Origin of the sequence: Streptomyces sp. NBC_00310, from assembly GCF_036208085.1 — a bacterium.
Taxonomy (GTDB): Bacteria; Actinomycetota; Actinomycetes; order Streptomycetales; family Streptomycetaceae; genus Streptomyces.
The window spans coordinates 1281390-1303252 of sequence record NZ_CP130714.1 but is presented as its reverse complement, the minus strand read 5'-3'; the positions used below and the strand labels follow the sequence as shown (position 1 = coordinate 1303252).

The 21863-nt window shown below is 72.1% G+C and carries 18 protein-coding genes and 4 pseudogenes; 9 read left to right on the top strand and 13 right to left on the bottom strand.

Going from position 1 to position 21863, the window contains the following annotated elements; genetic code table 11:
- Nucleotide 1: 1 nt before the first annotated feature.
- From paaC to paaE, 3 genes are read left to right on the top strand one after another with little or no spacing between them, the layout of a single operon-like run.
- Nucleotides 2–829: a 1,2-phenylacetyl-CoA epoxidase subunit PaaC gene (gene paaC / locus OG202_RS05745; protein WP_326584841.1), complete on the top strand. Its 828-nt coding sequence runs from the start codon at nucleotides 2–4 to the stop codon at nucleotides 827–829.
- Nucleotides 823–1329, top strand: coding sequence for a 1,2-phenylacetyl-CoA epoxidase subunit PaaD (gene paaD, locus OG202_RS05740; protein ID WP_328222394.1), 507 nt, complete (start codon nucleotides 823–825; stop codon nucleotides 1327–1329). The genes paaC and paaD overlap by 7 nt, the downstream gene beginning before the upstream one ends.
- On the top strand, nucleotides 1329–2576 hold the full coding sequence (gene paaE, locus OG202_RS05735; protein ID WP_328222393.1) for a 1,2-phenylacetyl-CoA epoxidase subunit PaaE: 1248 nt from the start codon (nucleotides 1329–1331) through the stop codon (nucleotides 2574–2576). The genes paaD and paaE overlap by 1 nt, the downstream gene beginning before the upstream one ends.
- A 201-nt stretch (nucleotides 2577–2777) precedes the next feature.
- Here the strand turns inward: paaE and OG202_RS05730 are convergent.
- A pseudogene (locus tag OG202_RS05730) lies at nucleotides 2778–2984 on the bottom strand (ABC transporter substrate-binding protein); the annotation flags it as partial.
- A gap of 101 nt (nucleotides 2985–3085) precedes the next feature.
- Nucleotides 3086–3574 carry an Lrp/AsnC family transcriptional regulator gene (locus OG202_RS05725; RefSeq protein ID WP_326584850.1) on the bottom strand — a complete coding sequence of 163 codons (489 nt, stop codon included), beginning with the start codon at nucleotides 3572–3574 and terminating at the stop codon, nucleotides 3086–3088.
- Between the two features lie 258 nt (nucleotides 3575–3832).
- Here OG202_RS05725 and OG202_RS05720 point away from each other — a divergent pair, with 258 nt between their 5' ends.
- Both OG202_RS05720 and OG202_RS05715 read left to right on the top strand, forming a co-directional pair.
- Nucleotides 3833–5320 carry an FUSC family protein gene (locus OG202_RS05720; RefSeq protein WP_327731103.1) on the top strand — a complete coding sequence of 496 codons (1488 nt, stop codon included), beginning with the start codon at nucleotides 3833–3835 and terminating at the stop codon, nucleotides 5318–5320.
- A 269-nt stretch (nucleotides 5321–5589) separates the two neighbouring features.
- Nucleotides 5590–6642 carry a lactonase family protein gene (locus OG202_RS05715; RefSeq protein WP_327731104.1) on the top strand — a complete coding sequence of 351 codons (1053 nt, stop codon included), beginning with the start codon at nucleotides 5590–5592 and terminating at the stop codon, nucleotides 6640–6642.
- A gap of 117 nt (nucleotides 6643–6759) precedes the next feature.
- Here the strand turns inward: OG202_RS05715 and OG202_RS05710 are convergent, their stop codons facing one another.
- The 4 genes from OG202_RS05710 to OG202_RS05695 form a co-directional block, all read right to left on the bottom strand.
- Nucleotides 6760–7683: a sirohydrochlorin chelatase gene (locus OG202_RS05710; protein WP_326584853.1), complete on the bottom strand. Its 924-nt coding sequence runs from the start codon at nucleotides 7681–7683 to the stop codon at nucleotides 6760–6762.
- Nucleotides 7684–7876: 193 nt separating this feature from the next.
- Nucleotides 7877–8854 (bottom strand): N-acetylglucosamine kinase, encoded by a 978-nt coding sequence (locus OG202_RS05705; protein ID WP_328222390.1) that lies wholly within the window; start codon nucleotides 8852–8854, stop codon nucleotides 7877–7879.
- Nucleotides 8851–9528, bottom strand: a complete 678-nt coding sequence (locus OG202_RS05700) for a uracil-DNA glycosylase (RefSeq protein WP_327731106.1) — start codon at nucleotides 9526–9528, stop codon at nucleotides 8851–8853. The genes OG202_RS05705 and OG202_RS05700 overlap by 4 nt, the downstream gene beginning before the upstream one ends.
- 187 nt (nucleotides 9529–9715) lie before the next feature.
- The gene (locus OG202_RS05695; protein WP_328222388.1) at nucleotides 9716–10801 is read right to left on the bottom strand and encodes a WD40/YVTN/BNR-like repeat-containing protein; all 1086 of its coding nucleotides are present in this window, start codon (nucleotides 10799–10801) and stop codon (nucleotides 9716–9718) included.
- A gap of 248 nt (nucleotides 10802–11049) precedes the next feature.
- Between OG202_RS05695 and OG202_RS05690 the strand changes: the two genes are divergently transcribed.
- Nucleotides 11050–11631 (top strand): Rv1733c family protein, encoded by a 582-nt coding sequence (locus tag OG202_RS05690; RefSeq protein WP_326584857.1) that lies wholly within the window; start codon nucleotides 11050–11052, stop codon nucleotides 11629–11631.
- Nucleotides 11632–11757: 126 nt separating this feature from the next.
- Here the strand turns inward: OG202_RS05690 and OG202_RS05685 are convergent, their stop codons facing one another.
- Nucleotides 11758–12540: a pectate lyase gene (locus OG202_RS05685; protein ID WP_326584858.1), complete on the bottom strand. Its 783-nt coding sequence runs from the start codon at nucleotides 12538–12540 to the stop codon at nucleotides 11758–11760.
- A gap of 38 nt (nucleotides 12541–12578) precedes the next feature.
- Nucleotides 12579–13556 (bottom strand): pectate lyase family protein, encoded by a 978-nt coding sequence (locus OG202_RS05680; RefSeq protein WP_327731109.1) that lies wholly within the window; start codon nucleotides 13554–13556, stop codon nucleotides 12579–12581.
- Nucleotides 13557–13996: 440 nt separating this feature from the next.
- Here OG202_RS05680 and OG202_RS05675 point away from each other — a divergent pair, with 440 nt between their 5' ends.
- On the top strand, nucleotides 13997–15325 hold the full coding sequence (locus tag OG202_RS05675) for an extracellular catalytic domain type 1 short-chain-length polyhydroxyalkanoate depolymerase (RefSeq protein WP_326584860.1): 1329 nt from the start codon (nucleotides 13997–13999) through the stop codon (nucleotides 15323–15325).
- Between the two features lie 165 nt (nucleotides 15326–15490).
- Complete coding sequence (locus OG202_RS05670) at nucleotides 15491–16795, top strand: SGNH/GDSL hydrolase family protein (protein ID WP_327732341.1); 1305 nt, start codon at nucleotides 15491–15493, stop codon at nucleotides 16793–16795.
- A 31-nt stretch (nucleotides 16796–16826) separates the two neighbouring features.
- Here OG202_RS05670 and OG202_RS05665 read toward each other — a convergent pair.
- From OG202_RS05665 to OG202_RS05655, 3 genes and pseudogenes are all read right to left on the bottom strand, one after another.
- Nucleotides 16827–17282: pseudogene (locus tag OG202_RS05665) on the bottom strand (oxidoreductase); the annotation flags it as partial.
- A gap of 20 nt (nucleotides 17283–17302) precedes the next feature.
- Nucleotides 17303–18049 (bottom strand): peptidoglycan recognition protein family protein, encoded by a 747-nt coding sequence (locus tag OG202_RS05660; protein ID WP_326584862.1) that lies wholly within the window; start codon nucleotides 18047–18049, stop codon nucleotides 17303–17305.
- A gap of 516 nt (nucleotides 18050–18565) precedes the next feature.
- A pseudogene (locus OG202_RS05655) lies at nucleotides 18566–18735 on the bottom strand (IS5/IS1182 family transposase); the annotation flags it as partial.
- On the opposite strand from OG202_RS05655, the pseudogene OG202_RS05650 reads away from it, so the two are divergent.
- Nucleotides 18667–18991, top strand: a pseudogene (locus tag OG202_RS05650) (helix-turn-helix domain-containing protein). The pseudogenes OG202_RS05655 and OG202_RS05650 overlap by 69 nt on opposite strands.
- Here OG202_RS05650 and OG202_RS05645 read toward each other — a convergent pair.
- The gene (locus OG202_RS05645; protein ID WP_328222386.1) at nucleotides 18911–20293 is read right to left on the bottom strand and encodes a nucleobase:cation symporter-2 family protein; all 1383 of its coding nucleotides are present in this window, start codon (nucleotides 20291–20293) and stop codon (nucleotides 18911–18913) included. The pseudogene OG202_RS05650 and the gene OG202_RS05645 overlap by 81 nt on opposite strands.
- Before the next feature lie 107 nt (nucleotides 20294–20400).
- The gene (locus OG202_RS05640) at nucleotides 20401–21744 is read right to left on the bottom strand and encodes an FAD-dependent oxidoreductase (protein ID WP_327731111.1); all 1344 of its coding nucleotides are present in this window, start codon (nucleotides 21742–21744) and stop codon (nucleotides 20401–20403) included.
- Between the last annotated feature and the right edge of the window lie 119 nt (nucleotides 21745–21863).

Here is a 21863-nt window from a genome sequence, read left to right as displayed (position 1 = left end):
TATGAGTGACGACCACGTCTACCTGACCCTCGCCGAGGGACACGAGGACGACGCGCGCTGGGCGTACGGCACCGGCTTCGAGGACCCCCTGCACGGCGTGGACACCACGGTGCCCGAGGGCGTCGACGCCGGTGAACTGGCCGCCGTCTGCGTGGCCCTCGGCGACGACGCCCTGGTCTCCGCCCAGCGACTCGCCGAGTGGACCACTCGCGCGCCCGAGCTGGAGGAGGAGGTCGCCCTCGCCAACATCGGCCTCGACCTCCTCGGCCAGGCCCGCCTGCTGTACTCCCGCGCCGGGCAGGTCGACGGCACGGGGCGCGGCGAGGACGCGTACGCCTACTTCCGCGACCCGGAGGACTTCCGCAACGTCCGCCTCGCCGAACTCCCGGGCGGTGACTTCGCGTTCTCGATCGTGCGGCTGCTGGTCCTGTCCAGCTGGCGCCTCGCGCACTTCGAGCGGCTGGTCGCGCACCCGGACCCGGTGCTCGCGGCGATCGCGGCGAAGGGCGTCAAGGAGCTGACGTACCACCGGCAGTACGCCGCCGAGTGGGCCGTGCGGCTGGGGGACGGCACGGAGGAGTCGCACCGGCGCGTCCGCAGGGCCATGGAGCAGGTCGCCCCGTACTTCGGTGAGCTGTTCACCGCCTGCGACGTACGGGACGAGGTCGCCGCCGTGCTCCGCCAGGTCACCGAGACGGCCGGGCTGCCCATGCCGGTGTACCGGCCGCTCCCGGGCGCCGGCCGCGGCGGCGACCACACCGAGCATCTGGCGCCGCTGCTCGCCGAGTTGCAGAGCGTGGCCCGCGCCCACCCGGAGGCGACATGGTGACCACGGCGACCGAGGCGCGGCGCGCCCGGTACATCGCCGAGCAGGTGCCGGACCCCGAGCTGCCCATGCTGACCCTCGCCGACCTCGGCGTCCTGCGGGACGTCGAGCTGACCGAGGACGGCACGGTGGTCGCGAGCCTGACCCCGACCTACTCCGGCTGCCCGGCCATGGCCGAGATGCGCGCCGACGTGGCGGCCCGGCTGCGCGCGGCCGGCTACGCGCAGGTGGAGATCCGCACGGTCCTGTACCCGCCGTGGACCACCGACTGGATCACCGACACGGGCCGCCGCAAGCTGACGGAACACGGCATCGCTCCACCCGGCACGGCACCCCGAGGCGCGGTCCCCCTCCTGCTGTCACCCACCCGGCGGTCGGTCGGCTGCCCCCGCTGCGGCTCGGCGGACACCGAGGAGACCTCCCGCTTCGCCGCCACGTCCTGCAAGTCCCTGTGGCGCTGCCGCACCTGCCGCGAGCCGTTCGAGCACGTCAAGGAGATCTGATGAAGGGCCTCAAGGAAGAACCGACGGGAGGCCTGCGGGGGGAACCGGCGGTCGCGTCGGAAGGCCGGGCCACCTCCGCCGCTGCGGCCCCCACCGCCTCAACCGCATCCGATGTCTCCGCCCCGGCCGCCTCCGGCGGTCCGGGCTCGGCCCACGCCACTCTCGCCGCGGCGGTGCGCCCGCGTCGCCGCCCCGCCTTCCACCGCCTCCGCGTCGCCGGCGTACAGCCGCTCTGCGAGGACGCCGTCGCCGTCGGGTTCGAGATTCCGGCGGAACTGGCGCAGGAGTTCGCGTTCGTGCCCGGGCAGTCGCTGACGTTGCGGCGGGAGATCGAAGGACGCGACGAGCGGCGCTCGTACTCCATCTGCTCCCCGGCCGGTTCGGCGCCGCGTATCGGGGTGCGGGTGGTGCCGGGCGGACTGTTCTCCTCGTGGCTCGTCGAGGACGTACGGCCCGGCGACACCGTCGAGGTCATGGGCCCCACCGGGTTCTTCACCCCCGACCTGGGCACCTCCGGCCACCATGTGCTGATCGCGGCGGGCTCCGGCATCACCCCCATGGTCTCCATCGCCGAGTCGGTGCTGGCCGCCGACCCCCGTTCGACCGTGACCCTCTTCTACGGCAACCGCCGCAGCGGCACGGTGATGTTCGCCGACGAACTGGCCGACCTGAAGGACCTGTACCCGGCCCGCTTCCAGCTCGCCCACGTCCTGTCCCGTGAACCCCGCGAGGCCGAGGTGCTCTCGGGCCGCCTCGACGCCGATCGGCTCTCGGCGCTGATCGACTCCCTGGTCGACGTCGACACGGCGGACCACTGGTGGCTGTGCGGCCCGCACGGCATGGTCCGCGACGCCCAGCGGGTCCTGGCCGGACTCGGTGTGCCCGCCGGCCGCGTCCACCAGGAGCTGTTCTACGCCGACGACGAACCCGTACGGGAGGTCCGGCACGAGGAGGCCGCCGTCGAGGGGCCCGTCAGCGAGGTCACCGTCACCCTCGACGGCCGCTCCACGACCGCCGCGCTCTCCCGCGAGCGCAGCATCCTCGACGGCGCCCAACGCACCCGCCCCGACCTGCCCTTCGCCTGCAAGGGCGGTGTCTGCGGCACCTGCCGGGCCCTGGTCACCGACGGCAAGGCCGACATGCGCCGCAATTTCGCGCTCGAACCGGCCGAGGTCGACGCGGGCTATGTCCTGACCTGCCAGTCGTTCCCGGTCTCGGAGACTCTGACGGTCGACTTCGACACGTGAGATACGAGGAGGCCCGCTGAGCTCGAAGGCGGGTTGCCGGGTGCGGGTGGTTGGGGCTTCTCGCGCGGTTCCCCGCGCCTCTGAAGACGACGGCCCCGCGGGCCGACAAGCACGGGGCGCAGCCCCTGCTTGTCAGGGGCGCGGGGAACCGCGCGACCAGCCCCCACCCACCCGCGGCCACCACACAGCCCCAACCCGCCGTCAGCCCCGATGCAACCGCTCCACCAAGACATCGATCACCAGCGGCGTACGCGGCCCGAAGCTGAGCAGCACCCCGTCCTCCAGGTCCACCACCCGGCGGTCCATCCCGGCCGGGGTCTCCCTGATGCCGGGAATCTCCACGAGCCCGTCGACACCGCCGACCGACTCGAGTCCCTTGCTCATCATGAGGATCACGTCGGGCTGGCTCGCCTCGTAGTAGTTCGGCTCGCTGTCCACGAGCGTTCCGTCGAGATCGAAGATGACCGTGGTGCCGCGGATGGTGCTCATGAACGCCAGGATGCCATCGGTCAGTTCCTCGCCGGTCTGCCCGCCGCCGAGCCGATCGACTCGACCAGCGGCGACAGCCGGTACGGCACGCGCTCCCTGAGCGCCACCTCCGTGCGCGTGCGCACGACGCCCGGCAGGCTGATCAGCGCCTGGATGACGTCCTCCAGGTGCGCGTTGTCCCGGGCCACGACCCGGGTCAGGAGATCGCCGCCGCCCGTGATCGAGAACGCCTCGATGATCTCCGGTACGGCCGCCAGCGCGTCGCCCACGTCGTCCAGGTGCCCCTGGGTCACCTCGATGTGCACGAAGGCGAGCACCGGGTGGCCGAGCGCGGCGGGGGAGAGTGACGGGCTCGTGCCGGTGATCACACCGTCGCGTTCCAGCCGGTCGAGGCGGGCCTGGAGGGTGCCCCGGGCGACGCCGAGGATGCGGGCGTACTCACGCACGCTGGTGCGCGGCTGGTCCAGCAGCAGCCGCAGGATGCGGGTGTCGAGCTCGTCGACGGCCATGGTCCGTTGGCCTCCCTCTGGCATTCGGTGATCATGGAAAACTGTACCAATGGCTCAGTGATTCGGGTGCCGGTTGAGCCATCAGCTCCTCTGGTGCTTTCCTACTGACCATCGATGGCGCCGCGCAGCGCAGGACGGCAATGAGGCCGGTCCGTGCCCGCGGCGCCATTTCCATGCCGGCGCGGCGTGGGCGAACGCGAAGGGCCCGTGCGGGCCGAAGCTGAACGGGAGAGGGGCGGGCGGCCGGCGGTGAAGAGGATGTTCATGGCTCCGGACCCGGGGCTGCTGCGGCTGCGGGTCTCGCTGCGGGCGGTGCTCGGCATCGGCCTCGCGGTGACGCTGTCGGAACTGGCGGGGCTGACGCTGACCGCCTCGATCACGGGCGGGCTCGCGGCGCTCCTCGCGCTGTTTACGGTCGCCGACCCGACGGTGCGCGGCCAGGCGGTCACCACCGCGCTGCTGCCCGCGGTGGGCTTCCCGGTCCTGGCCCTCGCGACGGTGCTGCACGACATGCCGGCGCTGCGGGACGCCACCTGGCTCGTCGTGATCTTCTGTGGCGTCCACGCCCGCCGCTGGGGACCACGCGGCCACGCGCTCGGCATCTTCGCGTTCATGACCTTCTTCGTCACCCAGTTCCTGCACGCCGTCCCCGGCCAGCTGCCCGAGCTGTACACGGCGATGACCCTGGCGCTGGCCGCGTCCTCGGCCGTGCGCTTCGGCGCCTGGTGCATCGAACGGCGCACCGCGCCGACGGCCGCCCCCGCCCCGGCCGACGGCCGCGGACTGGCCCGGGTCACCACCCGCCAGGCCTTCCAGGCGAGCGCCGCCTGCGCCTTCGCGATGGCCGCCGGGCAGGTCCTCTCGCAGGAACGCTGGTACTGGGCCGTCGGCACCGCCTGGTGGATCTTCGTGAACACCACCTCGCGCGGCGAGACCCTGGTCCGCGGCTTCCGGCGCGTCCTCGGCACGGTCACCGGCATCCTCGTCGGTCTCCTGGTCGCCGTCCCCCTGCACGGCGCCCCGGCGCCCACGGCCGCGCTGGTCGCCGTCTGCGTGTTCGGCATCTTCTACACGGCCGCCGTGTCGTACTCCTGGATGATGCTCTGCGTCACCGTCATGGCGGGCCTGCTCTACGGCCTCCTCGGCGTCCTGGATCCGGCACTGCTCGGCCTCCGCCTGGCGCAGACCGGGGTCGGCGCGCTCGGGGCCGCGCTCGCCGTGGCGCTGGTCCTCCCCGTCACCACGGACGCCGTCACCGACCGATGGGTGCGGCGGGCCCTGCACGCGGTGCACGGCTGCACCGCGACGGCGGCCCTGCGCCTGGCGGGAGACGCCGACGCGGACCCGGCGCCGCGCGTGGCGGAGTTGGAGGCGCTCCTGGGGCGCGTACGGCTGTCCCTCGCGCCCCTGGTCCACCCGCTCAACCCGCTGCTGCCGCGCAAGGAACGGGCCCGCCGGGTGCTCGCGCTGCTCGACGACTGTGCCCGGGAGGCCCGCGGCCTCGCCGCCGTCGCCGCCGACCCGGACGCCTCCCACGACGCCCGTCTCACCGCCGCCTGCCGTCGTGTCGAGTCGGCCGTCGAGGCCCTGGTCGGCGCGGTGCCCGAGCGCCCCGCGCCGGCGCACGCGGCCACGTCCGGTCATCACCCGCGCGCCGACCAGGCCCTTGCCCACCTCCATGCCCTGGAAGGGGCCCTGGCGGAACTGGCCCACCCCCTGCACGGCTCCTCCCCGGCCCGCGCCTGACCTCAGGGTCCTGTCGCGCAGTTCCCCGCGCCGCTGAAAAGCATGGGTGGCGCCCGGAGCCTTTAGGGGCGCGGGGAACGGCGCGAGCAACCACACCCAACCCGCACCCGCCAACTCACCCCACCCCCCGAGCTCGATGGCGTGCGGGGTCGAAGGGGCGTCGGCCCCTGGGGGGATGGGACGGGTAGGGGCGGCGGGGGCGCAACCCCTCTGGTCTAGACCTACTGCTACCCTCGCCCGCACAAGAGCCACCGGTGAGGGGACGGACGATGGCACCAGCCACGACGACACACGGCAGGAGACGACGGGCCTACATCGGGTCGTTCACCTCGGCGGGCGGCCTCGGTGTCCTCGTCGCCGCCGTGGACGAGGGGAGCGGCGCGCTGACCGTCCTCGGCGGCGCGGACGACGTCCCCGACCCGTCCCACCTCGCCCTCTCACCGGACGGGGGCACGCTCTACGCGGTCAGCGAGCGACCCGAGGGCGCCGTGGCCGCCTACCGGGTGACCGGCGACAAGCCCGAGTTGACCGGGCCCCCGGTGGCGGTCGGCGGCGGTCCCACCCACCTCTGTCTGCACGCCGGCCATGTGCTGACCGCCGACTACGGTTCCGGCGGCGTCACCGCCGTCCCCCTGCGCCCCGACGGCACCCTCGCGGCCCCGGCGTCCGGAACACTCCGGCACACCGGATCGGGGCCCGACCCCCGTCGCCAACAGGAGCCGCACGCCCACCAGGTGCTGCCCGCCCCGAGCGGCCGCCGCTTCCTCGCCGTCGACCTCGGCACGGACTCGGTGCGGGTGTGCGCCCTGGAGGACGGCGTCCCCGTCGTGCGCCACGAGACGGCGCTGCCGCCGGGCTCGGGACCGCGCCACCTCGCCTTCCACCCGGGTGGGCCGGACGGGTCGTACGTCTATGTGCTGAACGAACTCGCCCCCACGGTCACCGTGTGCCGCTGGAACGCCCCTGACGGGCCGCTGGAGGCGCTGGGAGAGACCCCGGTGCTCCAGAACGCCCCGGAAGGCGACGCGTACCCCTCGGGCGTCGTGGTGTCCCCCGACGGGCGTTTCGTGTGGACGGCCACCCGTGGCACGGACGTGCTCTCCGTGCTCGCCGTCGTGGAGGACGGGCTGCGTCTGGTCACGACCGTGCCCTGCGGCGGCCACTGGCCGCGCGCCCTCGCCTACGCGGCCGGGACGCTGTACGTGGCCAACGAGCGCTCGGGCGACGTCACCTGGTTCACGGTCGACCCGGACACGGGTGTACCGGTACGAGGCGGTTCGATCGAGGCGCCCGCCGCCTCCTGCGTCGTCCTGGACGTCTGATCCGGACCCCTGCCAGTGGGCCGCGCGGTGCGGCACGCGTACGGCCGAGGGCCCGCTCCTGCGAGAGGAGCGGGCCCTCGGCCGTACGGGTCGCGGTCCGGGATCGGTGCACCGGGCTCAGCGGACCGGCATGCCCTGCGGCTGCTGCGGCGCGATGCCGAGTGCGGTCGTGTACTTGCCGAGCGCCAGCTTGCCGATCGCCGGGTAGGGGCCGAGCGCGTCGGCGGCGGAGCAGCCCGCCTCCGTCGCGGCCGCCTCGATCAGACCGGCGTCGATCTCCGGCCCTATCAGGTACGGCGCGAGCGCCAGCTGCTGGGAGCCCGAGGAGCGCAGCTGCTCGGCCACGGAGGTGATCGAGCCCTCCTGGTCGAGGGCGGCGGCCATCACCGGCACGGCGAGCCGCGCGGCGAGCAGCATGCCCGTGATCCCGGCGGCCTGCACGGCCTCCTCGCCGCCCACGGTGGCCAGGACGATGCCGTCCGCGGCGGTGGCGACGGTGAACAGCCGGGCCCGGTCGGCACGCGCCAGACCGGCCTCGGACAGGCGCACGTGCAGCGCCTCGGCGAGCAGCGGGTGCGGGCCGAGGACATCGGTCAGCTCGGCCGCGATACGGCTCTCCATGACGGCCTGGCGGACCTGGCGCAGCGTCGCGCTGTCCGGGCCGGCCAGCAGCGGCACGACGACGGCGACGGGGCCGTCCGGCTCCTTGACGTCCAGGCCGGCGGCGCGCGCCTGCTCGTATCGGGCGGTGCGCTCCTCGGCGGCGCGCGTGAGCACGGACTGCAGCGTGGGGAACTCGTCGGCACCGCCGTCGACGTAGCCGATGCGGGCGTCGAGGCCGGGCAGCTCGGAGCGCGCGATGCTCACGACCTCCTCGGCGAGGCTGCGCGTGGCGGCGCTGGGCGTGCCGGGCACCGCGAGGACGAGCGCGGGCGCGCCCTCGGGAGCCGCCAGCGGCTCGGGACGGCGGTGCCGCCCGGGCTGGCGGGGTCGCGGCATTCGTACTGGCAGGCCGGACGCGGGCCCAGTGGGGGAACTCATGGCGCCGCATGTTACTGGCTTCTTGGGCTCCCCTGTTCGGGGAGGGTGCAGGTGAGCGGTATCCGTCCTGATTTGTCTGATGAGTTACGTGCCGATCAGGACCGATCAATACCGCATTTATCTGCTGAGCGGTGTTCTTGGGGGTGCACGGTGATGTTTGTCCGACAGGCTGGATTGCTCCCTGTTTCAGGTACTACTTTTCGGCCACCGCGTACAACATCCGCTCGTCGTAGGGCAACCCGAGTCCGCCACCCGCCCAGGCGACCGCGATCCGCACGGCACCGACCAGCGGATCTCCTTCCGCCGGCACCAGCGGCGCGTGCGGCAGCCGCTTGGCCAACTCCGCCCTCAGGGGGACGAGGAGCGGGTCGCCGAGCTTGAACAGGCCGCCGGTCAGGGCCACTCGGGGCTCGCCCGAGGCCGGGCAGACGGCGGCCGCCGCGTCGGCCATGTGCCGGGCCGCCTCGCGCAGGATGCCGGCCGCCACCGGGTCGTCCCCGGTGCGGGCGGCCACCTCGGGCGCGAAGGACGCGAGGACCGCCGGACGGTCGGGCCTCGGGTAGACCCGGCCGGGAAGCCCGTCCATCGGGCCGAACACCTCCTCGGCGCGTGCCAGCAGCCGGGCCGAACCGCCGGTGCGCCCGTCGTACGCCCGCAGCGCCGCCTCCAGTCCGGCGCGCCCGATCCAGGCCCCGCCGCCGCAGTCCCCGAGCAGATGGCCCCAGCCGTCCGCCCGACGCCACCTGTCCAGGTCCGTGCCGATCGCGATCAGCCCCGTACCGGCGACGATCACCGCGCCCGGCCGCGCGCCGAGGGCGCCGGTGTACGCGGCGACCGCGTCGGCGACCAGCGCGACCCGGCCCACCCCCAACTCGCGCGTCAGCGCCGACGGCAGCTCGGCGCGCAGCTGCTCGCCGAGCGTCGCGAACCCGGCGGCGCCGACGGCCACCGCGGCCGGGCGCTCGCAGCCGGCGGCGTCGAGCAACCGCCGGGCCAGGGGGAGCAGCAGCTCCAGCAGATGTCCGGCGTCGATACCGCGCGCGCCGGTCCGCACCGCCTCCCCGGACGCGACCGGCTCGCCGAGCACCTCGGTGCCCCGGGCCAGCACCGCCCGCAGCCCGGACCCACCGGAGTCCACGGCGAGCACGACGGGGGGCGCGCCGCCCGTCATGGCAGACGCCAGTCCACGGGAGCGCCGCCCTGGCGGGTCAGCAGGTCGTTGGCGCGGCTGAAGGGGCGGGAGCCGAAGAAGCCGCGGTCGGCGGACATGGGGGAGGGGTGGGCGGACTCGATGGACGGCAGGTCGCCGAGCAGCGGACGGAGATTGCGGGCGTCACGGCCCCAGAGGATGGACACCAGGGGGCGACCACGCGCGGCCAGCGCTCGTATCGCCTGCTCGGTGACCTCCTCCCAGCCCTTGCCCCGGTGCGCGGCCGGCTTGCGCGGGGCCGTGGTGAGCGCCCTGTTGAGCAGCAGCACACCCTGCCGGGTCCAGGGCGTCAGGTCACCGCTGGACGGCTGGGAGAGCCCCAGGTCGGTGTTCAGCTCCCGGTAGATGTTGAGCAGGCTGCCCGGCAGCGGCCGGACCTCCGGGGCCACCGAGAAGGACAGCCCCACCGCGTGCCCCGGTGTCGGATAGGGGTCCTGCCCGACGATGAGGACGCGGACCTCGTCGAAGGGCTGCTGGAAGGCCCGTAGGACGTTGGATCCGGCGGGGAGGTAGGTGCGTCCCGCGGCGATCTCAGCGCGCAGGAAGTCGCCCATCTCGGCGATCTTCCCGGACACGGGTTCCAGGGCCTTCGCCCAGCCCGCTTCGACGATTTCATGCAACGGTCGTGGTGCCACGGCGTCACCCTACTGCCGTAACGGTCGTGACGATCAACCGGCGGTCCGCAGGTGATCGATGACGACCGTTCCGGTGCCGAACGCGGCCGTTTCCGGGCCGACTTGGCGGATGGTACGGGTGGCCCGCGGACGACGGAGACCGCCCGGAGAGCGACGCGAACAACCGGCTTCCCCCGTTCCCGGCCACTCAGCCGACGACCGTCGCGCGCACGCACAGCACGTCCGGCAGGTGCGACAGCAGCTGCCGCCAGCTGTCGCCGTCGTCGGCCGACGCGTACACCTCGCCGTTGCGGTTGCCGAAGTACACGCCGGCCGGGTCCGCGTCGTCCGTGCACATCGCGTCGCGCAGCACCGTGCCGTAGTGGTTCTCCACCGGCAGCCCCGCCGACAACGGCTCCCAGCTCTTGCCCGCGTCCGCCGTGCGGAAGACCCGGCAGCGGTGGTCGGCCGGGACGCGGTCGGCGTCGGCGTTGATCGGGAACACATAGGCGGTGTCCCCGCGGTGCGGGTGGGCGACCGCGGCGAACCCGAACGTGGAGGGCAGGCCCTCGCCGATGTCCTCCCAGTGCGCGCCCGCGTCGTCGCTGCGGTACACACCCCAGTGGTTCTGCAGGTACAGCCGGTCGGGGGTCGCCGCGTCCCGGGCCACCTTGTGCACGCACTGGCCGAACTCCGGGTTCGGGTCCGGCAGGAACACTGCGGAGACACCGGAGTTGGACGGCGACCAGCTGTCTCCGCCGTCCTCGGTGCGGAACACCCCGGCGGTGGAGACGGCCACGGTCATCGCCCGCCGGTCGCGCCGGTCGGTGAGGATGGTGTGCAGCCCCTCGCCGCCGCCACCCGGCACCCACCTGTCGCGGGTCGGGTGCTCCCACAGCGGCCGTACCAGCTCGAAGGTCTCCCCGCGGTCCTCGGAGCGGTACAGCGCGGCCGGTTCCGTGCCCGCGTACACCACGTCCGGCTCGGCGGCCGAGGGGTGCAGCTGCCACACCCGCTCCAGCGAGGCGCCGGTGTTCTTGGGGAACTTGACGGCGGGCCGGGCGGGTTCGGTCCAGGTGCGGCCGAGGTCGTCGGAGTGGAAGACGGAGGGGCCCCAGTGGGCGCTGTCGCCGCCGACGAGCAGCCGGGGGGTGTCCGTACGGGTGTCGATGGCGATCGCGTAGACGGCCTGCGCGTTGAAGTACGGGCTTTCGTCGAACTCCCAGGCGCCTTTGCGGCGCCGCCCGATGAACAGCCCCTTGCGTGTGCCCACGGTGAGCATTACGTCAGCCATCTCGGCCACCTCCCGGACATCGTCGTCCCAGTCACCGGCCAGTCTGCACCCCGCCACTGACAGTCACCCTTCGGCACGCCTGCGCCGCAGGTCAGCGGGCGTGGACGGGTGTGACGTGCGGGGCGGGGGCCCGCTGGGAACGGGCAGGGTGACGGCAGGGTGACCCACATCGCATGAGCATCGGGGGGACCGCCGCCGTATGGGAGAGCGGTCCGGCAGTCCTGCGCGTGTGAGGGAGGGTGCCCCCGATGGTGGCATTCCGTGGTCCGAAGGTGTGGTTGTGGCGGTGGCGGCGCAACCCGCTCAGAAGGCGCAGCGATCGGCTGGAGTCCTGGGTCGTGCTGATCGCCTGGGCGCTGACGCTGCTCGGCGGGGTGGTCACGGGCCTGATGGCCGCCGACTCCGTGGAGTCGGGCCTCGCCCGGCAGCGCGCCGAGTGGCGCCCGGTCGGCGCCGTCCTCACCGAGGACGCGCCGGAGCCGTCCGGCCCGAGCGGTACGGGCACGGAGAAGGTGTGGGCGAAGGTCCGCTGGACGGCGCCGGACGGCTCCGCCCACGAGGGCCAGGCCCGGGTCGATCCCGCCACCCTGATGGGCGCCCCGGTCACCGTCTGGACGGATGCCGAGGGTCTCCTGGTCACCAAGCCCGCCGGCGAGTCCCAGGCGCGGCTGCGCGCCGTGCTCGTCGGCGCCCTCGCGGGCCTGTTCGTGGGCGCCGTGCCCTTCGTGGGCGGCCGGCTCGTGCGCGGCCGTATGGAGCGGCGGCGGATGGACCGGTGGGACGAGGAGTGGGAGCGGATCGCCCCGCTCTGGGAGCGCAAGATCTGGTGAGGACGGGCGGGGCGTGAACGTGACGGTGAGCGCCCCGCGCGCAACGGCCGACGGCCGGACGAGGCCCGTGGGGGGAGGCTCCGTCCGGCCGTCGCGAGCGGACTCACCGGTGAGTGACGAGCGGTCTCACCTGTAGGTGATGTCCGAGGTGGAGTACAGGCAGTTGGTGCTGTCGGGGCCCGTACCGACCGCGGTGGTGTTGTTGTACTTCTGGCACGGGACGACCTTGCGGCTGCTGTCGTTGAGGATCGTGATGCCCCGCAGGGTCGCCACGTCGCCGCGGTTGACGTTGATGCCGACGAGCCGCGCGGTCGAACCCGTCCCGGTCACCTCGATGTTGCTGAGGTTCACCTTGCGGGTGTACTGCGTGGAGCAGTCGCCGCACGAGCGGTACAGCGTCTTGAACTCGCTGACCGCGAAGTTGGAGATGTTCACGGTGCCGGGCCCGTTGTGCTGGAAGACCTTGTCCGCCGCCTTCTTGGCGCCGCCGCCGGTCACCGTGTAGGTGGAGCCGCCGCGGAAGGTCGCCGCGTCCTCGCCGACGTCCTCCCACCACACGTTCTGCAAGGTGCAGTTGCCCTCGCAGTGGATGCCGTCGGCGCCGGGCGCGCCGATGATGACGTTCTTCAGCGTCGCGCCGGCCGCGAGCTTGAAGATCGGGTCCTGGCCCTCCTCCTGGCCGTCGCCGGCCAGGGCGCCGCTGCCGTAGTAGCGGACCATGCCGCCGTCCCTCGTGCCCGACACCGAGATGGTGGAGGACACCGGCTGGCTGCTGCTGGGTGTCGGCCAGGTGGCGGCGTTGGCCGGAGTGGCCCCGCTAGTCATGATCATGCCAAACGAGAGGCTGAACGCGGCGAACGTGCCGGTCAGCGCGCGCGTGCGGGCACGCGGACGTGTTGCAGAAGTCATGTCCCGATTCCTTCTGTTGTCCGGGCGGATGGGGGGTGTCAGAGCTTTCCGGCGCCCGCGCCCGACGTCACCGAGGCGACGACGGAGGAGGCGGGCTCGGCGGTGTAGCCATAGGGCGGGGTGGTGAAGGTCCCCACCCGGGAGATCTCGGTGGCGGCCCCACCGAGGTCGTTGCCGCGCAGATTGGCGTAGCCGTCCACGTCACTGCTGCGGTTCGTGGTCACCGCGACTCCCGTGTTGCGGAAGACGTTGTTCTCCACGAGCATCTGCGCGCCCATGCGCGAGTGGCAGGCGGTCTCGGCGCCGTCCACGTAGTTGTTGTAGAAGTGCCCGGTGCCGAAGCGCAGGCTGGGGATGCGCGAGTAGACGTTGCTGAAGTGGTTGTGGTGGTACGTCACCTTCAGATGACCGGTGTCCTCGGAGGCGTTGTTGTCGCTGTGGCCGACCAGTGAGCCCTTGAAGTGCTCCTTGAAGGTGTTCCAGGACACCGTCACGTTGTCCGAGCCGTGGTTGATGTCCAGCAGACCGTCGTAGTGGTCCTTGTCGTGCGTGCGGTCCGCCGAGAACGAGTTGTGGTCGATCCACACCTTCGTGGACTCCTGGACGGTGATCCCGTCGGCAGGCGCGACCGGCTTGCTGATGGTCAGGTTGCGCACGACGACGTTGGTCTCCTCCTTGATCCGCAGGCCGCCGCCGGTGAACCCGGACGACGAACCCACGCCCAGCACCGTGGTGTTGGAGCCGAGGTCGACCTGACCGCTCAACGGGATCAGGCCGCTCACGCGGACGACCTTGGCCGCGTTGCCGGTGACGGCGCTCTGGAAGGCGGCGAGCGTCGAGACCGTGACAGGGGTGGCGCTGCCGCCGCCGGTGGTCCCGGCGCCGTAGCCGATGGGGGAGGTCTCCGCCGCACCCGCGGAGTGCGGCAGGACGAGGACGGCGGCTGTCGCCAGGGCGGCCGCGGCGGCCACCAGAGCTGATCTTTGCGCCTGTGTACGTGGGGGGACGGTACGCATGCGGGTGCGTCCCTTCAGGGAGAGCTGACGGGCCATGTACATGAACGTTGTTCATCGTGCTGATCGACGCGCGCGAGCGGACGCAATGCGGCGTGGACCTCGATGGAGCAGGTGGAGCGGTTTCTCAGGGGGTGTCGGACTCCGGAGTGCGGGGTCCCTGAGGCGGGTCGGCCGTAGCCGGTTCACACTGCTGAACGGAACGTAGGGGGCAAGCGCTTTCTAGTCAACGCTTTGCGCAAAAGACATTGGGTCGGGCCTGGTGGGGGAGGTGGGCCGCGCCCGCCGGGCGGGCCGAGGGGGCGCGGCGGCTCGGCGGGAGCGAATTCTTTCGACGCGTGGGAGCGCTTCCATGGCAACCATGTCCATGTCACGATGCTGCTCCTGCTGACCTGAACCGACTTCTCCCTTCCGCCGAACGCGTCACAGGAAGGCACGACGACGTGACCCTCACCCCCCACGACCGCACGCGTGGACCGCTGCGCTCGGTGCTCGTCGCGCTGCTGGGAGCGCTGGTGCCCTTGCTCGCGGCCACCACGCTCCTGACCGCGCCCACGGCCGCCGCGGCGGCCGCGAAGACCGAGGCCGCTCCCCGTGCGGCGCTCACCGAGATCACCGGCTTCGGCACGAACCCCAGCAACCTGCAGATGTACCTGTACGTACCGGACAGCGTCACCGCGAACCCGGCGATCGTGGTGGCCGTGCACTACTGCACCGGCTCGGGTCCGGCGATGTACAACGGCACCGAGTACGCCTCACTGGCCGACCGGTACGGGTTCATCGTCGTGTACCCGTCGGTCACCCGCAGCAGCAAGTGTTTCGACGTCGCCTCCCCGCAGGCGCTGACCCGTGGCGGCGGCAGCGACCCCGTGGGCATCAAGTCCATGGTCGACTGGACCGTCCGCACCTACGGCGCCGACACCGACCGCGTCTTCGCCACCGGCATCTCCTCCGGCGCGATGATGACCAACGTCCTCCTCGGCGACTACCCGGACGTGTTCGCCGCCGGTGCCGCCTTCGCGGGCGTGCCCTTCGCCTGCTTCGCCACCACCAACGGCTCCGAGTGGAACAGCGACTGCGCGAACGGCACCGTCACCCGCACCCCGCAGGCCTGGGGCGACCTGGTCCGCGGCGCCTACCCCGGGTACACGGGACCCCGCCCGCGCATGCAGCTGTGGCACGGCACCGCGGACGACGTGCTGCGCTACCCGAACTTCGGCGAGGAGATCAAGCAGTGGACCGACGTGCACGGTGTCGGCCAGACACCGGCCGCCACCGACTCGCCCCAGTCCGGCTGGACCCGCACCCGCTACGGCGGCACCGGTGACCGCGCCCCCGTCGAGGCCATCAGCCTCCAGGGCACCGGCCACAACCTCTACGCCTGGGGCATGGCCGAGCGCGTCCTCACCTTCTTCGGCCTCAACGGCTCCGGCCCCGCGCCCCAACCCCCGGCCGGCCCCTGCAAGGTGACCGTCACCACCAACGCCTGGAGCACCGGCCTGACCGCCTCGGTGACCATCACCAACACCGGTACGACGGCGGTCAACGGTTGGAAACTGGGCTTCACCCTGCCCTCCGGACAGACCGTCACCAACGGCTGGGGCGCTACGTACAGCCCGGTCAGTGGCACCGTGACCGCGACCAACGCCACGTACAACGCCGCGATCGCACCCGGCGCGAGCGTCAGCATCGGCTACCAGGCCAACCACACGGGCAACAGCGCCGCACCCTCGGCGTACACCCTCAACGGCACGGCCTGTACGCCCGCTTGACGTGTCCGACCGTCCGTCCGTCCGTCCGGGCGCCGAGCAGGCGCGCGCCCGGACGGCGTCGGTGATCGGCCCCGCTCGCCCGACCTCCGGAGAAAGGCACCGCCCTTGCACGCGCTCCGCAGCCCCCAGCCCGCCAGGCCGTCGAGCGGGGCGCCGCTCGCGACCGTGATCGCCACCTGTGTCCTCGCCCTGGCCCTCGTCGTGGCGTCGGCCGCCGTGGTCGCCCTGGTCAGGAGCCCGCAGCGGACGGACGGGGCCGGCACCGGCGACGCGGCGACGTCCGCCCGGCACTGGGTGAACACCTGGTCCGCGATGCCACAGCTCACCGAGCCGGCCAACATGCCACCGGCGCCGTTCACCGGGGAGCGCGCCGTGCTGGTCGACACGACTCTGCGGCAGACCGTACGCGTCACCACCGGCGGCGACCGCGTCCGGCTGCGCTTCTCCAACGCCTTCGGCGGCAGCGCCCTGCCGTTGACCGCCGTGACGGTGGCGCTCCCGCTGGGCGGGCGGGCGGGGGTGGGGGCGATCGAACCCGGCACCTCCCGGACGGTGACCTTCAGCGGCAGGGAGGCCACGACCGTTCCGGTCGGCGCCCAGGTCGTGTCCGACCCGCTGGACTTCACGCTGAGGCCGGGCACCAACCTGACGGTGACGGCGTACCTGGCCGCGGGACAGGCCTCCCTCGCCCTCACCTCGCACCCCGGGTCCCGCACCACCTCGTACCTCCGGCACGGCGACCACACCGAGGACGCGGACCTCCCGGGGGCGACCCCGACCAACCACTGGTACCTGCTCAGCGATGTCGAGGTGCTGTCCCGGCCCGCCACCACCGCCGTCGCCGTCCTCGGCGACTCGCTCACCGACGGCCGGGGCTCCACCACCAACGGCAACAACCGCTGGCCCGACCAGCTCTTCGACCGCCTCCAGCGGCAGCCCGGCACCCGGCACATCGCCGTGGTGAACCAGGCGGCCGGCGGCAACCGCGTCCTCAACGACGGACTCGGTCCCAACGCCCTCGCCCGCCTGGACCGCGACATCCTGGCCCACAGCGCCGTCGAACAGCTGATCGTCTTCGAGGGAGTCAACGACCTCGGCACCGCCGAAGCCACTCCCGCCGCCCAGCAGCGCGTCACCGCCGACCTCATCGCCGCCTACGAGCAGATCATCGTCCGCGCCCACGCCCAGGGCATCCGCGTGTACGGCGCGACCCTGCTGCCCTTCGGCGGCAACACCCCGTACGACGACACAGCCGGACACCGCGAGGCGGCACGGCAGGCCGTCAACACCTGGATCCGCACCAGCGGCCGTTTCGACGCGGTCCTCGACTTCGACCGCGCGGTCCGCGACCCGGGCGATCCGAGCCGACTCCTCCCCGACCTCCACGACGGCGACTGGCTGCACCTCAACCCGGAGGGCTACCGGACCCTGGCCGAAGCGGTTCCGGCCCGCCTGCTCCGACGGAGCTGACCGGCTCGGCCGGTGGTCCGAGCCCCGGCTGGACCGACCGGTGGTACTGCTTCGGGCACGTGCGCCTCGCCCCCGAGTTCACGGGCGGTCTGCCGGGCCCACGAAGGGGTGCGCAGCAGCTCACGGCCGAGCAGGACCGCGTCGGTCTCGCCGTTGGCGAGGATCCTCTCGGCCTGCTCGGCCTGCTCGGCCTGCTCGGCTTCCGTGATCAGACCGACCGCGGCGACGGGCACCTGGTAGTCGGCACCGACGGGGATACGGACCCCGGAGGCGTCGCCGCCCGTGGAGACGTCCAGGAGATCCACCCCGTGGGTCTTGAGTTCGGCGGCGAGGCGGACCGTGTCGTCGGCCGTCCACCGCCCTTCTCCAGCCACTCGGTGGCGGAGACACGGAAGAACAGCGGCTTGTCCGCCGGCCACACCTCCCGCACGGCGTCGACGACCTCGAACGCGTAGCGGACCCGGTTCTCGTACGAGCCGTGGTGAGCTAAGCCATCAGCGAGGACGGTCAGACGTTGGGGACCTGCAGCTTGTCCCAACTGGCCTTGCCAGGGATGCCGTTGGCATCGTCCGGCCCGGGGACGGGGTGTGATTCCTTGAAGTGGTCGTACGCCTCCTGAGCCGCCGCGAGGACGTTGTCGTAGATCGTGTCCATGTGCGGGCCGGCGCAGACGGTCGCGGACCAGTGATGGTGGTAGAAGAGGTTGCTCTTGCTGGGGCGTTCGCCGATCACCTTGGCGAAGTGCCAGCCAGCGAGACGTGCGGCGCTCTTCCAGGTGACTTCGGCGACCGTCCAGCCGGGCGCGAGCGTCGCGTTCGCCATTTCGATGCTGATCGAGCTCTGGTTGCCGGCCATGTTGCCGACTGCCCAGGCGTACTCGTTCACCTTGACGTACTGAGCGACGGCACCGGCGGCGTCCACGTCGAAGTGGGCCGAAGCCGGACGCGTCGTCCAGACCTCGAGCACACCCTGGTGCGAAAGCCGGCCGGCGTTGTGGTGCAGGGTGACCGACGTCTTCCTGTAGGACTCGTGGGTGACGTGGCCCGTCGCGCTCAGCTCGTCGATGAGGTTCGTGACGGGACGGTCGTAAGCGATGGCGGGGGGCACCGCGTCGTTCTCGACGCCGTCCTCGGCGAAGGCGACGAAGTCGCTCTCCGGAAGGTCATCGAGATTGTCGATGCCGGGTCCATCGCCGGCGTCTGTCTTCTCGAGAGCCGCCTTCACGTCCTCGTCGTCGAAGTTCTTCTCAGACATGACGCCGTCCTTTCAGTTCCACAACTTTGTGTCGCCAGTGGTACTCAGGATCAGGAATTCTCACGTCACCAGTCGAGATGTCGTCAACCGTCATCGGATCCACGCGGTGGATGTAGATACGGTCGTGCCGCAGGACCCATCCTCGAGACGTTGGGGACCTGCGGCTTGTCCCAACTGGCCTTGCCGGGGATGCCGTTGGCGTCGTCACCTTCGAAGCCGAGCTTCCGCATATTCGGATCGAGGACCGTGAATTGGCCGGAATCCCCGACCAGAGAGGAGATATTGCCGAAATGTGATAACTGTGCCTGCGGGCAAGGGAGGGAATCCCGCTGCGAGCTTCCCCCTGATCGGCGCGTATGCACGTATGCACGTAGGAGATTGAGGATCCTCTTGGCCGCGACTCCACGGTGTGAGGCGGCTTTGTGAGGCGTGCAAGATCACTTATTGCCACGATATGACAATGTCAATGATCGGGCAAGCGGAGTGCATTGCGGTCGTGCGCAGTAGGCGGTGAGACGGGGTGCCGTGGCCGTCGGTGATCAGGTGGTGCTTCGAGCCGGCCCGGCCCCGGTCGACCGGCGAGGGGCCCGTGTGCTGCTCCCTTTTGGGGCTCTGGCGTGGGAGGAGTCGACCACGCAACGGGACCGGTCCAGCCGGGAGTCCGCGTTGAGTTCGGCGAGCAGGATCCCGCACTCGCCGCCGACGGCGACGAGTTCTCGTGTTCGTACTTCGACCTGCCGGTCACGAAGTCCACGGCCACCCACCACTTCCGGGTGCTGCGCGAGAGCGGGGTGATCCGGCAGGTCTACCACGGCACGGCCAAGATCAAGGGCCTGCGCCGGGACGACCTAGACGTTCGACCTAGACGGCCTCTTCCCGGGGCTTGTGGACGCCCCCGTGGGCGCCGCCGCCCGAGGGGTCGCCCGCCTCGGCGTTACCTGAACCGGACCTGGCCGGAAGGTGGTTGAAGAGCAGGTTCAGCGCGATCGCCGTCAGGCAGCCCGCGCTGATGCCGCTGTTCATCACCGTCTGGAACCAGTCCGGGAACTTCGCGTAGACCGTGGGCACCCCGACGGGCAGCAGCCCCACGGCCACCGAGACGGCCACGATCGTCAGGTTGTCGTTGCCTCTGAACTCGACCCGGGTGAGCGTGCGCAGGCCGCTCGCGGCGACCGTACCGAACATCACGAGTCCGGCGCCGCCCAGCACCGGCGCCGGGATCGCCGCGACCACGGCGCCGAGCTTCGGCAGCAGACCGAGCAGCACGAGCATCCCGCCCGCCGCCGCGACGACCCAGCGGCTGCGCACCCGGGTCATGCCGACCAGGCCCACGTTCTGCGCGTACGCCGTGTACGGGAAGGTGTTGAAGACGCCGCCGAGAACCGTGGAGAAACCGTCGGCCCGGAGTCCGTCGGCGAGGGAACGGGGTTTCACCTCGCGCCCGGTCATCTCACCGACCGCGATCAGGTCACCGGTGGTCTCGGTCATGGTCACCAGGGCCACCACCAGCATGGACAGGATCGCGGAGACGTGGAACGTGGGCGCCCCGAAGTGGAACGGCGTGCTGATGCCCAGCCAGTCGGCGTCCTTCACCCCGCCGAAGTCCGTGAAGCCCAGCGGCACCGCGACCGCGAGCCCCACGACGATGCCGATCAGCACGGCGATCCGGCTGAGGAACGCCGGGGCGAACCGCTGCACGCCCAGCACGACGAGCAGCACGAACGCGGCGAGCGCCAGGTTCTTCGGCTCACCGAAGTCCTCCGCGCCGACGCCGCCGGCCGCCCAGTTCCCGGCCACCGGCAGGAGGGACAGGCCGATGACGAGGATGACGGTGCCGGTGACGAGCGGCGGGAAGAAGCGGAGGAGCTTTCCGAACACCGGTGCCAGCAGCATGATCGCCAGACCGGCCACGATCACCGAGCCGTAGATCGCGGGGAGCCCGCCGCCCTCCGTCCCGATCAGCACCATGGGGGAGACGGCCGCGAAGGTACAGCCCTGCATGATCGGGAGCCGTACGCCGAAGCGCCACACGCCGACGCACTGGATCAGCGTCGCGATGCCGCAGACGAGGAGGTCCGCGGTGATCAGGTAGGCGAGGTCGGCGGGCGGGAGCCGCATCGCGCCGCCGACTATCAGGGGGACGGCCACCGCGCCCGCGTACATGGCGAGGACGTGTTGGAGGCCGAAGGCGACGAGGTGGCGGGTGGGGGGTACTTCGTCGACGGGGTGGGTGGTGGATGCCATGGGCGAGACGATAGGGGACTTGAACAGTTTGTTGATTTCTGGGGTGTTGCCTGTGTGTGCTCAGAGTGCGGGCCGGTGGGGGCCGATCGCGCGGTTCGCCGCGTCCCTCAAGGGGTGCCCCGGTGGGCGGCGGTCATCAGGGACTCCCAGTCGGGGAGTTTCACCACACCTCTGCCCAGGGAGGCGCCCAGCTCCGCCTCCGCCCGTTCGATCGCCTGCCAGCCCGGCCACTCGACCGGCCGGCAGCCCTCTGCCCTCAGTGCCGCCAGCGGATCGTCCGGCACGCTGCCGGACGCGAGCGCCGGGGCGTCCTCCAGCAGTGACGTCGCCGTCTCCTTGGCGCAGGGGCGGTTGGTGCCGATCACTCCGGTGGGGCCTCGTTTGATCCACCCGGCCACGTACTCGCCCGGGGACGGCACGCCCTCTCGCAGGACGCGTCCGGCGGTGTGCGGGACCGTGCCGTGGGCCGGGTCGAAGGGCAGGCCGTCGACGGGGACGCCCCGGTAGCCGACCGAGCGGAGGACCAGCTGGGCCTCGATCTCCTCGTACCGGCCGGTGCCCGTCAGGCCGCCGTGGCCGTCGGGTTCCGTGCGCTCCAGGCGTACGCCGCAGACGCGGTCGCCGTCGGCGAGGAGTTCGACGGGGCGGAGGAAGAAGCGCAGCCGGATGCGGTGGCGGCCGCCCGGGGCGGGCGCGGTGGCCCAGCCGCGCAGGACCTCGACGTTGCGGCGCTGGGCGGCGGGGAGTGACGACGGGTCGGCGTAGGCCGGGTCGAGTTCCAGCTCGGCGGGGTTGACCGTCACCTGGGTGTCCGGGAGGGTGCTCAGCTCGCGCAGCTCCTTGGTGGTGAAGCGGGCCTGCGAGGGGCCGCGGCGGCCCACCATGTGCACACGGGTGACCTCGCTGGCGGCGAGGGAGGCGAGGGCGGCCTCGGGCATGTCGGTGGGGCTCAGCTCGGTCGCGCCGCGCGCGAGCATACGGGTGACGTCCACCGCGACGTTGCCGACACCGATGACCACGGCGGATCGCGCCCCGAGGACGAAGCCGTCGGCCCTGGCATCGGGGTGCGCGCTGTACCAGGAGACGAACTCGGTCGCCGACCAGCTGCCGCGCAGCTCCTCGCCCGGGATGCCGAGCCGTCGGTCCCCGGCGGCGCCCACGCAGTACACGACCGCGTGGTACAGCTCCCGCAGCCGGGCCGCCGGCACCCCGTCCGGACCCACCCGGACGCCGCCGAGGAACCGCACCCGCTCGTGCTCCAGCACGGTGCGCAGATTGTTCTGCAGCGACTTGATCTTCTCGTGGTCCGGCGCCACCCCGTAGCGCACCAGGCCGTACGGGCACGGCAGCCGGTCCAGCACGTCGACGCGCACCTGGGGATCCTGCTGGACGAGGCTCTGGGCGGTGTAGCACCCGCTCGGCCCCGAACCGACGACGGCGACACGCAGCACGCGGAACTCCTTACCCGAGGAGATCGCTGATGCCTCCAGGATCCCACCACCGGGCCCACCGGGGGAGGGGCGCGGAGGCGAGAGAGGAGGGTGCTGCGCCGTCGGGGTGCCGTGCGCCC